Genomic DNA, 13,173 nt, shown 5'->3' with positions numbered 1-13,173 from the left:
AGTGCAGTTTCAGCACACCTTCTCGTGACCGATGTGCTCCGGCGGCTCAATCTGCACCGTCGCATGCTCCACCCCTAGCTGCGCCAGGGCCTCCTGCACGCGGTCAAGCAGCTGGTCCCGGTCCACCCCGGGACGCGCCACCACGTGCACCGTAGCCAGCACGCTCACCCCATCCAGCGACCATAGGTGCAGGTCATGCGTGTCACCCACCCCTTCGACATGCTTCAGTGCGTGCACCACCTCGTCCGCGTCAAACCCGGCCGGCACGTGCTCGAGCATCACGCGGGTAGAGCCCACCATCAGCCGCCAAGCCTGTGGCAGCACTAGCGCCGCAATGAGCAGCGAGGCGACCACGTCCGCTCCGGTAAAACCGGTGAGCGCGATCACCGCTCCGGCCACAAGCACTGCGACGGAGCCGAGCATGTCCACCATCACGTGCAGGTACGCTCCCTGCACGTTGATGGAGCCCTCCCTATGGCGCGAGAGCACCCACGCCGAGGCTGCGTTCGCGACTAAGCCAACAACCGCGATCACCATCATTGAGGTGGTCTCCACCGGTTGCGGGTCGCCCAACCTGCGCACCGCCGCAACCACGATCCAGACGGAGATGCTCAGCACCGCCACCGCGTTAAGCAGCGCGGCGAGCACCTCCACGCGCCGGTAACCGTACGTCGCGGTCGCCGAGGCTGCCCTTTGTCCGACGATGATGGCGATCAGCGAGATGATCAGCCCCGCGGCGTCGGAAAGCATGTGCATCGCATCCGCGATCAACGCCATCGACCCGGAGAGCCAACCGCCTACGACCTCCGCGACAAACACCGTGCCGGTGATGGCAAGCGCGACTGCGAGCGCGCGCCGCGGAGCGCCGTGGGCGTGGTCGTGGTGTGCGTTGTCGTGCATCTCCGGTTCCCTTCGCATTCTGCACATTGCCTATCGACGACCTACGGTATTCGCTGCATACCTTAATGACAACTAATTGAAAATCGTTCCATATGGCAGCGGCCACCCTGGGAGCGCAGGGAAAACGCCGAATACATTGAGACGCGCAGCACGGATCCCGCGGCACCGCTTGCGGAAGTTTTGTTACAGTGGGCGTTCGTTCGCCACGGATGCTGGCTCAGCCATGCGTCCGACGGAGACGTTATGCCAGCACTTGTGTTAGCACGAAAGGAATTTACAATGAGCAACCCCATCGACCCGAAGCGCAACCCGAAGGACGTCGCCAAGGACGCTAAGGACTTCGGCCAGGACAAACTCGGCGACGCGAAGGATCTCGGCAAGGACAAGCTGGACGACCTGCGTGGCCGCGGCGGCGAGGGCGCCGACCGCGTTAAGGACATCAACGCTGACCGCACCAACGTCGAGCCGAACAAGGATGTCCGCGTTGAGCGCACCACCACCGAGGGCACCGCATCCACCCCGGCTCGTTCCACCTCTGGCTCCACGGCTGTGACCGAAGAGGGCAACTCCGGTGGCGGCTGGTGGAAGTGGCTGCTCGGCCTGTTCGTCGCGCTGCTGCTGCTGTGGCTGCTGTGGTCCCTGTTCTCCGGCGACAATGACGAGGGCGAGACCGTTACCTCCACCACCACCGCCGCAACCGAGGTTGTCTCCGAGACCACCACCGTCGAGGGCGCCGAGGAGTCCGCTGCCGCGGGCGCCGAGGAGTCCGCCGCTGAGCCGGCAGACGAGACGGTCACCGAGACCAACATCGTTGACGAGATCACCGAGACCCTGGCACCGGAGGAAGCTCCGGAGGGTGCTGCGGCTACCAACTAGTCGCTACAAAAAGCTTCACCCCGCGTCTCCCAATCGGGAGCGCGGGGTTTTTGCTGCCTACAAGCTATCGGGCGGTGTCGGTGAGCGGGTTCTTCACCCAACTCATCATGTCGCGCAGCTCTGCGCCCGTCTTTTCAATCGGGTGCTCGGAGACCTTCGCCCGCAGGTCCTCCAGCTCCTTATTGCCGCCTTCGACGTTGTCGACGAGGCGCTTGGTGAACGTGCCGTCCTGAATGTCCTTCAGGATCTCGCGCATGCGGTTCTTCGCGCCGGCGTCGATGACGCGCGGGCCGGAGAGGTAGCCGCCAAACTCCGCGGTGTCGGAGATGGAGTAGTTCATGTTGGCCAGGCCGCCTTCGTAGATCAGGTCCACGATCAGCTTCATCTCGTGCAGGCACTCGAAGTAGGCCATCTCCGGCTCGTAGCCGGCCTCGGTGAGCACCTCGAAGCCGGACATGATCAGGTCCTCCAGGCCGCCGCAGAGCACGGCCTGCTCGCCGAACAGGTCGGTGACGGTTTCCGCCTCGAAGGTAGTCGGGATGACGCCTGCGCGTGCGCCGCCGATCGCCGCGGCGTAGGACAGAGCGAGCTCCTTGCCGTTGCCCTGCGGGTCCTGCTCCACAGCGATCAGCGCCGGCACACCCTTGCCGTCGACGAAGGTGCGGCGGACCAGGTGGCCCGGGCCCTTCGGCGCGACCATGGCGACGGTGATGTTGTCCGCCGGCTCGATCAGGTCGAAGTGGATGTTCAGGCCGTGGCCGAAGAACAGTGCGTCGCCGTCTTTGAGGTTCGGCTCGATGTCCTCAGTGAAGATCTGCGCCTGGGAGGTGTCCGGGGCCAGCAGCATGATCACGTCGGCCCACTCAGCGGCCTCCGCGTTAGTCTTGACCTCGAAGCCAGCCTCGCGAGCTTTGTCCGCGGACTTGGAGCCTTCGCGCAGGCCGACGACCACCTCGACGCCGGATTCGCGCAGGTTCTGCGCGTGTGCGTGGCCTTGGGAGCCGTAGCCGATGATGGCGACCTTCTTGCCCTGGATCAGGGACAGGTCTGCATCGTTGTCGTAGAGCACGTCGATTGCCATGTGTACGTCACTTCCTTCATTCTATGAGACGGTCATTTCACATTATGACACAACCGTCTCGGGATTTTAAGATTTACTCGGACTTTGCCATCGTCTTGGCACCACGCGACAGCGCCACCGAACCGGAGCGCGCCAACTCGCGGATCCCGAAGGAGTCCATCACCTCAAGAAACGCCTTGAGCTTGGCGGAGTTGCCCGTGGCCTCGATAATCACGGAGTCCACCGCCACGTCGATCACGCGGGCGCGGAACAGGTTGGCGGCGTCCACCACCTGCGGACGGGTCAGGTTGTCCGCGTTGACCTTCACCAGGAGCAGTTGGCGGCCGACCGACGTGGCGTCGTCAAGCTCGAGCACCTTGTGCACCTGGATGAGCTTGTACAGCTGTTTGGTGATCTGCTCGACGGCATGGGGCGTGGCGTCCACGACAACCGTGAGGCGGTTGATGCCCTCCTTCGCCGTCTTCGCGGAGACGAGGGAGACCAGGTTGTAGCCGCGGCGGGTAAACAGCGCGGTGACGCGGGTGATGATGCCGTCGACGTCGTCGACGAGCACCGACAGCGTGTGGCGGGTGATCTGTTCGGGCTGTGCCATGGTTAGTTTCCCTCCTGCTCGAGCGCTTCGATGGTGTCGTTGATGGCCTCCGGCGTCTCCGCCGCAGACTCCTCCTCGCCGAAGAACGGACGCATGCCGCGCGCGTACTCGATGTCGGAGTTAGAGGTGCCAGCCGCAATCATCGGCCACACCTGCGCGTCCTCGCCCACGACAAACTCGATCACCACCGGGCGGTCGTTGATCTCGCGGGCGCGTTGGATCGCCTCTTCCACCTCGTCGGCGGAGGTGACGCGGAACGACACCGCGCCGAGCGCCTCGGACAGCTTCACAAAGTCCGGGACGTAAACCTCGCCGCCGAGCTTGGTGTGCGAGTAGTGCCCGTCGTAGAACAGGGTCTGCCACTGGCGCACCATGCCCAGGTTGCCGTTGTTGATCAAGGCCACCTTGATGGGGAAGCCCTCGAGGGCGGCGGTGGTGATCTCCTGGTTGGTCATCTGGAAGCAGCCGTCGCCGTCGATCGCCCAGACCTCTTTCTCCGGCATCGCCGCTTTCGCGCCCATCGCGGCCGGGATGGAAAAGCCCATCGTTCCTGCGCCGCCGGAGTTGATCCAGTGGCGCGGCTTGTCATAGTCGATGAACTGGGCGGCCCACATCTGGTGCTGGCCCACGCCCGAGACATAAATTGCGTCGGAACCTGCGGTCTTGGACAGCGTCTCCAGCACGTACTGGGGTGCCAGCGTGCCGTCGGTGTGCTCCTCATAGCCGCGCGGGAAGCGCTCTTTGAGGTCCATCAAGCGCTCGATCCACGGCCTGATGCTGGGAGCCTTGACCTTATCTTTTTCCTCGAAATAATCGGTGAGCTCGGACAGCACCCGCTTGGCGTCGCCGACGATCGGCACGTCCACCGGGCGGATCTTGCCCACCTCGGCCGGGTCGATGTCGGCGTGGATGACCTTCGCGTGCGGGGCGAAGGTCTCGGTGTCGCCGGTGACGCGGTCGTCGAAACGCGCGCCGATCGCGATGAGCAGGTCGGACTCCTGGAACGCGCCCACCGCCGGCACGGTGCCGTGCATACCAGGCATGCCCAGGTAGAGCGGGTGGTCGTGCGGGAACGTCCCGAGCGCCATCAGTGTGGTCACCACCGGGATGCCGGTGGCCTCCACAAACTTGGCCAGCTGCTTGTGCGCGTTTGCCTTGACCACGCCGCCGCCGATATAGAGCACGGGGCGCTTCGCCTTGGCAATCATCTTCGCCGCCTGCGCGATCTGGCGGTTGTGCGGCTTCGTGTTCGGCTTGTAGCCCGGCAGGTCCACCTTCGGCGGCCACGCGAATTCGATCTCGGCGTTTTGCACGTCCTTCGGGATGTCCACCAGCACCGGGCCGGGGCGGCCGGTGGAGGCGATATGGAAGGCCGCCGCGATTGCGCTGGGGATCTCCTCAGCCTTCGCCACCATGAGGTTGTGCTTGGTAATCGGCATGGTCACACCGCGGATGTCCGCCTCCTGGAACGCGTCGGTGCCCAAAAGCGGCGAGCCGACCTGGCCGGTGATGGCCACCATCGGCACCGAATCAAGGTAGGCGTCCGCAATCGGGGTAACCAGGTTGGTCGCGCCCGGGCCGGAGGTGGCGATGCACACGCCCACATTGCCGGAGGCCACCGCGTAGCCTTCCGCTGCGTGTCCTGCGCTTTGCTCGTGGCGCACGAGGACGTGGCGCAGTTTCTCGGCGCGGAACAGTGCGTCGTAAAGCGGGAGCACTGCACCACCGGGCAGACCGAATACGATCTCGGTGCCCAGTTCCTCGAGGCTGCGCACGACTGCGTCCGCACCCGTCATGCGTTCGGGCTTTCTTTTCTCTGCAGCTGCCACGTGAAGGCTCCTTGCTTGCTCGACTCTGCTTGTTATCGCGATCTCATACAACAAAAGCCCCCGGCGAGCGATGTGCTCTCGAGGGCGCTTGGTGTGTGTGAGCGGCGTGTAAAACGCACCCGCTACGGCAAGCGCCGTCGGGAGAGAATAATTACAAGTCGCTCGTTGATCACGATTCAGAACTGTAGTGTCCCAGACAACAACTCGTGGGTTTTTATTCAAGTATTTAAATTGCGGGCTATTGCCTATCGACGTTCCAAAGGTGACTACCATCCCCAACTATGACTGACACGCCGGAGCACACCCAGCACGTATTCAAGCCCACGCGCGAGCACATCCTCGCCATCGTGCTCGCCACCGGCATCGCCCTGATGGGCATCCTCTGGGCGCCGAAGTACCTGGCCTGGCTGCTGATCTTCCCCGCCGTCTGGCTGGCCTGGGTACTCGCCTCCTCCACCACCGTGGACGAGCGCGGCATCACCGCCAAGTATCTGGTGCGCAAGAACGTCACCCTGCCGTGGCGCGATCTGAAAGGCCTCGCGTTCAAGGGTTCTGCTGTTCACGCCGTCACTGTCGACGGCACCGAGCACCCGCTGCCCGGCGTGACCTTCAACTCGCTTCCCGATCTGGCCGAGGCCTCCAACGGCCGCATCACCGACGTGATCACCGCAGCCCAGGAGGCCGCCGACGGCAAGTACGAAATCATCGACAAGGACGGCCACAAAATTCTGCTCTCCCGCGAAGAGTACGACGCCTATGTAGCCGAGCACCCGGATCTGCCGGGCCCGCGCCCGTCCGCGCCGAAAACTTCCCCTGAAAGTTAAGGAGTAACCACCGTGATCCCACTTCGCTCACGCGTCACCACCATCGGCCGCCAGGCCGCAGGCGCCCGCGCACTGTGGCGCGCCACCGGCACCGGCGAGAACGAGTTTGGCAAGCCGATCGTGGCCATTGTGAACTCCTACACCCAGTTCGTGCCAGGCCACGTCCACCTCAAGGAAGTCGGCGACATCGTCGCGGACGCCGTGCGCGCCGCCGGCGGAGTGCCCAAGGAGTTCAACACCATCGCCGTCGACGACGGCATCGCCATGGGACACTCCGGCATGCTGTACTCCCTGCCGTCGCGCGAAATCATCACCGACTCGGTGGAGTACATGGTCAACGCCCACACCGTGGACGCCATGGTCTGCATCTCCAACTGCGACAAGATCACCCCGGGCATGCTCAACGCCGCGATGCGCCTGAATATCCCGGCCGTGTTCGTCTCCGGCGGCCCTATGGAGGCCGGCAAGGCATTCTCCGTCGGAGGGGTGACCAAGCCGAAGTCCGACCTCATCGACGCGATCGCGCTGTCCGCCAACGACGGCGTCTCCGACTCGGAGCTCGACGACATCGCCAACAACGCCTGCCCCACCTGCGGCTCCTGCTCCGGCATGTTCACTGCCAACTCCATGAACTGCCTCACCGAGGCGCTCGGCCTGTCTCTGCCGGGAAACGGCACCACGCTCGCCACCCACACCGCGCGCCGCGAGCTGTTTGAAAAGGCCGGCCGCACCATCATGGAGCTGTGCGAGCGCTACTACGGCCAGGGCGACGAATCCGTCCTGCCGCGCAACGTGGCAAGCGTGAACGCCTTCCGCAACGCCATGGCGCTGGACATGGCCATGGGCGGATCCACCAACACCATCCTGCACATCCTCGCCGCCGCGCAGGAGGGCGGAATCGACTTCGACCTCCACGACATCGACGAGCTGTCCCACCAGATCCCCTGCCTGTCCAAGGTCGCGCCCAACGGCGAAGCCCACGTCGAGGACGTCCACCGCGCAGGCGGCATCCCGGCGATCCTAGGCGAGCTCAACCGCGCAGGATTGCTGCACGCGGATGTGCACTCGATCGCGTATCCGTCGCTAAGCGAATGGCTCGCAGACTGGGACATCCGCGGCGGGTCCGCGACCGATGAGGCACTGGAGCTGTACCACGCCGCCCCCGGCGGTGAGCGCACCACGAAGGCGTTTTCCCAGAGCGCCCGGTGGGCGGAGCTCGACACCGACGCGGCAAACGGCGTGATCCACGACGCCGAGCACCCGTTTACGTCCGACGGCGGCCTGGTGGTGCTGCGCGGCAACCTCGCACCCGACGGTGCAATTTTGAAGACCGCCGGCGTGGAAGAGGGCCTGTGGGAGTTCACGGGTCCCGCGCGCGTGGTGGACTCGCAGGAGCAGGCCGTTTCCATGATCCTCAACCGCGAGGTGCTCGAAGGTGAGGTCGTGGTGATCCGCTACGAAGGCCCCGCCGGCGGGCCGGGCATGCAGGAGATGCTGCATCCGACGTCGTTCTTGAAGGGCGCTGGCCTAGGCAAAAAGTGCGCGCTGATCACGGACGGGCGTTTCTCCGGCGGCACCTCCGGGCTTTCCATCGGCCACATCTCCCCCGAAGCCGCCGCCGGCGGCCTGATCGGCCTGATTGAAAACGGCGACACTATCTCCATTTCCGTGTCCAACCGCGAGCTGAAGCTCGACGTGGACGAGGCGGAGCTGGACAAGCGCCGGAAAACGATGGAAGCCTCCGACACCCCGTGGACGCCGAACCGCGTTCGGGAGGTGTCGAAGGCTTTGCGAGCGTACGCGAAGATGGCCACCAGCGCCGACAAGGGCGCAGTGCGCCTTGTCGACTAACTAGTGGACTAAGCGACCGGATTGACCCCGGTGCCGAACCACCAGATCAGTCCGGCAGCCGCCAGGCCGAGCAGCGCGCAGATCCAGCTGGAGACCAGCGGGCGCTTGGCCCAGCCGCGCGACGCGTCGACGCCGTAGCGGCCCGGGCCGGTGAACTGCACGACCAGGGATGCGGCCAGCAGCATGACCGGCACCCAGGTCTCCGGCGTCCAGGCGAATACGTTGAAGCCGTCAGACTGGGAAACGAACGCGTGCAGCGCCATAAAGCCGGTCACAGTGATAGCGACCAGCGCCGCAATCGGAGTGAGCAGGCCAAGCAGCAGGAACACGCCAGCGGCCAGCTCGAGGGTGGGCACCACAACGGCCAGACCGGAACCGTAAGGGTAATCCGCAAACGCGCTCTCCAGACCGGAGATGCCTTCGTTGCCGCCGAGGCGGAAGAAGATCGCGACGGAATCGATAATCAAGAACGCGCCGAGGAACAGGCGCATCAAGAAAAGACCGAAGTCCGTGGTGCCGCGGCGGGTCTCCTCCTCCACCACGGCCGGCTCAGCGGCCTCGGCGTAGGCCGGCTCGGTGGCCTCATACGCCGGCTCGCGGTCCACGGCCGCCGTCTCAGTGGTGCTTTCAAACCCGGTGGTCTCCGGCGCCTGCGGGATCAACGGGGCGTTGTCCTGCTCGCCGCGCGGGAAGATTTCCGTCGGGGCAGCCTTGCCCGTTCGGGTGTAAAGCCCGTCGCCGGTGTACTCCGGTACCTCAGGGGAATCCAGGTTTGTCAGATCGTTTTGCTCATTCGGGGTGAGATCGCGTGGGTTGTTAGCCATGCCAACAAATCTATGCGAAAACACTGCCTGATCCTTGACAACGCGCCGTTAAAAACGCCAAAACCACGCCTGTGCGCTGCGGGGTTGACGGCGGGAACCTTTGGTCGTCGGTTAGCAATGGCCCCCTAATGGTGTTACCCTCGGCTCCGCTCATTTACTAGATTTCATTGAGGAAAATTATGGGTAAAACCTTCAAAATCGCCCTTGCGCTCGTGGGCCTCACGGTCGGCGCGGGCTTCGCATCCGGCCAGGAGGTAATCCAGTACTTCCTGTCCTTCGGCTACTGGGGCATCGCCGGCGCCGCCGTGGCCGGCATCAGCATCGCCGTGTTCAGCGGCTGGGTCTACCAGCTCGGCTCCTACTACCTGGCGGACAACCACAGTGTGGTCTTCCGCAGCGTGTCCAGACCATGGCTGGCCAAATACATGGACATCACCACCATGTTCACGCTGTTCTGCATCGGCTTCGTCATGGTCGCCGGCGCAGGCGCCAACCTGGAGCAGCAGTTCGGCTTCCCCACCTGGGTCGGCTCCGCCATCATGGTCGTGCTGCTTTTGCTGTCCGGCTTGCTGGACGTGGACAAGCTCACCAGCGTGATCTCCTTCATCACGCCGCTGCTGATCATCTGCCTGCTCGGCGCATTCGTGATCACGCTGATGAACATCCCGGACGACTTCGGCTACATCAACGAAATCGCGCAGACCAACCCGCACGCATCCGGCACCTTCGACAACTGGCTGATCACCGCGCTGAACTACGCCACGCTGGTGATGATCATGGACACCTCCATGATGCTTGTCTTCGCCGGCTCCCACATGAACCCGGCCCAGACCGGCAAGGGCGGCCTGCTCGGCGGCATCATGTTCGCCGTGCTGCTGATGATCCTGGTGTTCATCCTGTTCTGCAACATGGAAGCAGTCATGGACGCGGATCTGCCGCTGCTGAAGGTCTTCGACACCATGCACCCGGCCGTAGGCGTGTTCGTTTCCATCGTCATCTACCTGATGATCTACAACACCGCCGTCGGTCTCTTCTACGCGCTCGGCCGCCGCCTGAGCAACGACAAGCCGGGCAAGTTCCGCGTCTACTACGGCATCGTGGTGCTGGTCGGCTTCGCGCTGTCCTTCATCGGCTTCGCCGACCTGGTCGGCTGGGTCTACCCGGTCCTGGGCTACCTGGGCTTGGTGCTGGGCATCGTCATGGGTGTGGCCTGGTTCCGCGACCGCAAGAACATCCAGGACGAGACCGGCCGCCGCGAGCGTCTCGCCGAGCTCGCCGGCAGCCAGCTTGATCCCGAGAGCTCGGACCTCACCGGCGCGGAGCGCAGCGAGGTCGACTCGCTGACCTCCGACTCCAACGTCGGAGGCAAGGAACTGTGGCAGTCGGTGCAGGAAGAGGTTGCGGCGGACATGCACGCCGACTCCTCCAGCGACTTCGACATCAAGACCGTCCCGGCCCTGGACCCCGAGTCCGACTCCTACGCTGGCGCCCCGGATTCCCAGGACGAGAAGATCCAGTGGGAGGCGTACGAGGAGATGTACAAGACCGGCGAGTTCCCCGCCGTCAAGCCTGAGCAGAAGCCCAAGGGCAAGTAAGCACTTTTCGCTTTACGACGTCCAGCTCCGCCCCGGCCAACGCAAAGTTGGCCGGGGTTTTGCGTTGCTGGGTTTCCCTTTGGACTAACCCACCGCAGACCCCTAGTAAGGGAGCCAGAGAAAGCCCTGTTTTGGGCCATAATCTGGATCGCTTACTAGGGGTCTGTCAGGTGATGGGCAAGGGCAACCCCTTGCTTTACAGATGGTGAAAGGCAAGTGGTGAATCCGCGCGGATCTGCGGATCTTCACCACTTGCCTTTCACCATTTGCGGCCGATGCAGCCGAATAACGCTACTCCGCGAGCTTCTTCGCGATGAGCTGGTTGACCTGCCCCGGGTCGGCCTTGCCCTGGGTCGCCTTCATCACCGCACCGACAATGGCGCCGGTGACCTTCTTGTTGCCGGCGCGGTACTTCTCCACGATGTCCGGGTTGGCGGCCAGCGCTTCGTCGACGGCCTTCTCAATCGCGCCGTCATCGCGCACGACCTCCAGGCCGCGGGCGGCGACGACCTCGTCGACAGAACCTTCGCCAGCGATGACGCCGTCGATGGCCTGGCGGCCCAGCTTGGTGGTCAGCTTGCCTTCCTTGACCAGCTCCACCACGCGGGCGACGTCGGCCGGGGTGACACCGAGGGCGTCGAGGTCCTTGCCGGCCTCGTTGGCCTTGCCGTTGATGTAGGAGACCCACCATGCGCGGGCCTCATCGGGCGTGGCGCCAGCCTCGACGGTGTCCACGATCAGGTCGAGCGCGCCGGCGTTGACCAGGTCGCGGAACTCCTTCTCCGGCAGCTGCCACTCCTCCTGGATGCGCGCACGGCGCACCCACGGCAGCTCTGGCAGGGTGGCGCGGATTTCCTCGACCCACTCCGGCTTGGCAATCACCGGCGGAAGATCTGGATCGTTGAAATAGCGGTAGTCGCTCGCCTCTTCCTTCGGGCGGCCCTTGGAGGTGGAGCCGTCCTTCTCCTGGTAGTGGCGGGTCTCCTGGACCACTTCCCCGCCGTCCTGCAGGACCGCGGCCTGGCGCTGCATCTCAAAGCGCACGGCCTGCTCGACGGACTTCAGGGAGTTGATGTTCTTCGTCTCGGTGCGGGTGCCGAATTCCTCCTGGCCAACCGGGCGCAGGGACACGTTGGCGTCGCAACGCATGCTGCCCTGGTCCATGCGCGCGTCGGAGACGCCGAGGGCCTTGACCAGCTCGCGCAGTGCGCCGACGTAGGCCTTGGCCACCTCGGGTGCGCGCTCGCCGGCGCCGATGATCGGCTTGGTCACGATCTCGATCAGCGGGATGCCCGCGCGGTTGCAGTCCACCAGCGACGCGGTGGCGCCGGTGATGCGGCCGGAGGCGGAGCCTAGGTGGGTGAGCTTGCCGGTGTCTTCCTCCATGTGCGCGCGCTCGATCTCCACGCGCCACTCGGTGCCGTCCTCGAGCACGACGTCCAGGTAGCCGTCGTAGGCGATCGGCTCGTCGTACTGGGAGATCTGGTAGTTCTTCGGCTGATCCGGGTAGAAATAGTTCTTGCGCGCGAACCGCGAGGACTCGGCGATCTTGCAGTTCAGCGCCAGGCCGATCTTGATGGCCCACTCCACACCCTTGGCGTTGACCACCGGCAGCGCACCGGGAAGCCCGAGCGAGACCGGGTCGATGTTCGTGTTCGGCTCCGCGCCGAAGTGTGCGGAGGAGGTGGAGAACATCTTCGTCTCGGTGGCGAGCTCGACGTGCACCTCAAGGCCCATCACGGGGTCGTACTTTTCGAGTACTTCGTCGTAATCCATCAGGTCGTACGCAGTCATGCGCATCAGTCTACTGCCCCGCCCCGCGCCCCCGCGCTACAGCTCGCCCCGTCTCTGCACCCACACAAATGCCGCCGTCTTCTCGCGGCCGACTGCGAGCGCATTGCCTATCGACGGCCCATTGCCCACGTGCACCGACCCCCACAAAGTGTCACCGGGATTGGCCGGCAGGACGTCGCAAAGCAACTGCATCGCCACAGGTGCGAGGCCGCGACCGCGGGCATTGTCGTCGAGGAGGAACTCGTAGACCTGGAAGCCGCGCATGCCGTTTGCATCGTCGCGGGCCGCCGCAATGATGCCCGCGCGCTGCCCGTCTACCTCGATCGCACACAGCGCACCGGTCTCCGCGCAGCTCTGCAGCTGCTCCTGGGTCGCGGCCTCCGTCCAGGTGCGTACTTCGGGCCGTTGCTTTGCGACGTTGCCGAGCACCTCATCGGCATATGGCGCCGTCTCCGAGGGGTCTGCTGGGGTGAGCCGGACGCGTTCGTGCTGCGGGCGGCGCGGTTTCCGCCGCAGCTCGGAGACGAGCCCGGCGATGGTCCACTGGTCAATGTCCGCGTCCTCGGGCGGGTTCGGCAGCTCGAAGCGGATGGCCAGCGGGCCGAAGTCCGCGAACTCGTGGTGCAGCTGTTTGGTGTACGTGCCTAGGCGGTCGTGCTGCGGTGGCACGGATGTCGCCACGACGTGCACGAACGCCTTGTCCGGGTCCAGGCCCAGAAAGCGGATCCCGGCGACGCACCACTGCCCGTCCGCAAACTCAACGCGCCGGTTCGCCCACGCCAGCGGATCGGGCACGTCCGGGCCGCCGAGAGGTTTCAAATGGTCGCGAAAGCCCGCGCCGAACTCCTCGTTTGCCACATGCTGCGCCTGCGGGCGCATCTCCTGCACCGCGAGCTCACGCCGCTCGTCTGCGGTGTACCACTCGCGAAGCTGAAGTGGCATCCACACCTCGTACGCGCGCGCCATCTGTTCAAGCAGCATCATTTCAGCGATGCTACTGCAGGGGC

General features: G+C 64.7%; 11 protein-coding genes. 4 read left to right on the top strand and 7 right to left on the bottom strand.

Annotated features, from left to right (window positions below):
* Positions 1–9: 9 nt before the first annotated feature.
* Entirely contained in the window at positions 10–900 is an 891-nt protein-coding gene (locus CAFEL_RS04875) for a cation diffusion facilitator family transporter (protein ID WP_194560194.1), read from the bottom strand.
* A gap of 279 nt (positions 901–1,179) precedes the next feature.
* On the opposite strand from CAFEL_RS04875, the gene CAFEL_RS04870 reads away from it, so the two are divergent.
* On the top strand, positions 1,180–1,776 hold the full coding sequence (locus CAFEL_RS04870) for a hypothetical protein (protein ID WP_194560195.1): 597 nt from the start codon (positions 1,180–1,182) through the stop codon (positions 1,774–1,776).
* A 64-nt stretch (positions 1,777–1,840) separates the two neighbouring features.
* Here CAFEL_RS04870 and ilvC read toward each other — a convergent pair whose 3' ends face one another.
* The 3 genes from ilvC to CAFEL_RS04855 form a co-directional block, all read right to left on the bottom strand.
* Entirely contained in the window at positions 1,841–2,857 is a 1,017-nt protein-coding gene (ilvC, locus tag CAFEL_RS04865; RefSeq protein ID WP_194560196.1) for a ketol-acid reductoisomerase, read from the bottom strand.
* A 73-nt stretch (positions 2,858–2,930) separates the two neighbouring features.
* Complete coding sequence (gene ilvN, locus CAFEL_RS04860) at positions 2,931–3,449, bottom strand: acetolactate synthase small subunit (RefSeq protein WP_194560197.1); 519 nt, start codon at positions 3,447–3,449, stop codon at positions 2,931–2,933.
* Between the two features lie 2 nt (positions 3,450–3,451).
* Positions 3,452–5,245, bottom strand: a complete 1,794-nt coding sequence (locus CAFEL_RS04855; RefSeq protein WP_394354800.1) for an acetolactate synthase large subunit — start codon at positions 5,243–5,245, stop codon at positions 3,452–3,454.
* A gap of 314 nt (positions 5,246–5,559) precedes the next feature.
* Between CAFEL_RS04855 and CAFEL_RS04850 the strand changes: the two genes are divergently transcribed.
* A complete protein-coding gene (locus CAFEL_RS04850) occupies positions 5,560–6,102 on the top strand; it encodes a PH domain-containing protein (protein ID WP_194560199.1) in 543 nt (180 codons plus the stop codon).
* Positions 6,103–6,114: 12 nt separating this feature from the next.
* Entirely contained in the window at positions 6,115–7,953 is a 1,839-nt protein-coding gene (ilvD, locus tag CAFEL_RS04845; RefSeq protein WP_194560200.1) for a dihydroxy-acid dehydratase, read from the top strand.
* Between the two features lie 8 nt (positions 7,954–7,961).
* Here the strand turns inward: ilvD and CAFEL_RS04840 are convergent, their stop codons facing one another.
* Entirely contained in the window at positions 7,962–8,777 is an 816-nt protein-coding gene (locus CAFEL_RS04840; protein ID WP_194560201.1) for a DoxX family protein, read from the bottom strand.
* Between the two features lie 179 nt (positions 8,778–8,956).
* Between CAFEL_RS04840 and CAFEL_RS04835 the strand changes: the two genes are divergently transcribed.
* A complete protein-coding gene (locus CAFEL_RS04835; protein ID WP_194560202.1) occupies positions 8,957–10,372 on the top strand; it encodes a YkvI family membrane protein in 1,416 nt (471 codons plus the stop codon).
* A gap of 291 nt (positions 10,373–10,663) precedes the next feature.
* Here CAFEL_RS04835 and gatB read toward each other — a convergent pair whose 3' ends face one another.
* Both gatB and CAFEL_RS04825 read right to left on the bottom strand, forming a co-directional pair.
* Positions 10,664–12,166 (bottom strand): Asp-tRNA(Asn)/Glu-tRNA(Gln) amidotransferase subunit GatB, encoded by a 1,503-nt coding sequence (gene gatB, locus CAFEL_RS04830; protein ID WP_194560203.1) that lies wholly within the window; start codon positions 12,164–12,166, stop codon positions 10,664–10,666.
* Between the two features lie 36 nt (positions 12,167–12,202).
* On the bottom strand, positions 12,203–13,150 hold the full coding sequence (locus tag CAFEL_RS04825; protein WP_194560204.1) for a GNAT family N-acetyltransferase: 948 nt from the start codon (positions 13,148–13,150) through the stop codon (positions 12,203–12,205).
* Positions 13,151–13,173: the final 23 nt, after the last annotated feature.

It is taken from the genome of Corynebacterium afermentans subsp. lipophilum (assembly GCF_030408375.1).
GTDB lineage: Bacteria > Actinomycetota > Actinomycetes > Mycobacteriales > Mycobacteriaceae > Corynebacterium > Corynebacterium lipophilum.
Note: the sequence above shows the minus strand (reverse complement) of the source record. Positions and strands in the feature narration are given on the sequence as shown.

What these genes read in the sequence shown, in the direction of transcription:
- CAFEL_RS04875 (WP_194560194.1), bottom strand. Translation starts at nt 900, where the DNA reads ATGCACGACAACGCACACCACGACCACGCCCACGGCGCTCCGCGGCGC.
- gatB (WP_194560203.1), bottom strand. Translation starts at nt 12,166, where the DNA reads ATGACTGCGTACGACCTGATGGATTACGACGAAGTACTCGAAAAGTAC.
- ilvC (WP_194560196.1), bottom strand. Translation starts at nt 2,857, where the DNA reads ATGGCAATCGACGTGCTCTACGACAACGATGCAGACCTGTCCCTGATC.
- CAFEL_RS04855 (WP_394354800.1), bottom strand. Translation starts at nt 5,245, where the DNA reads ATGACGGGTGCGGACGCAGTCGTGCGCAGCCTCGAGGAACTGGGCACC.
- CAFEL_RS04825 (WP_194560204.1), bottom strand. Translation starts at nt 13,150, where the DNA reads ATGATGCTGCTTGAACAGATGGCGCGCGCGTACGAGGTGTGGATGCCA.
- CAFEL_RS04850 (WP_194560199.1), top strand. Translation starts at nt 5,560, where the DNA reads ATGACTGACACGCCGGAGCACACCCAGCACGTATTCAAGCCCACGCGC.
- ilvN (WP_194560197.1), bottom strand. Translation starts at nt 3,449, where the DNA reads ATGGCACAGCCCGAACAGATCACCCGCCACACGCTGTCGGTGCTCGTC.
- CAFEL_RS04870 (WP_194560195.1), top strand. Translation starts at nt 1,180, where the DNA reads ATGAGCAACCCCATCGACCCGAAGCGCAACCCGAAGGACGTCGCCAAG.
- CAFEL_RS04835 (WP_194560202.1), top strand. Translation starts at nt 8,957, where the DNA reads ATGGGTAAAACCTTCAAAATCGCCCTTGCGCTCGTGGGCCTCACGGTC.
- CAFEL_RS04840 (WP_194560201.1), bottom strand. Translation starts at nt 8,777, where the DNA reads ATGGCTAACAACCCACGCGATCTCACCCCGAATGAGCAAAACGATCTG.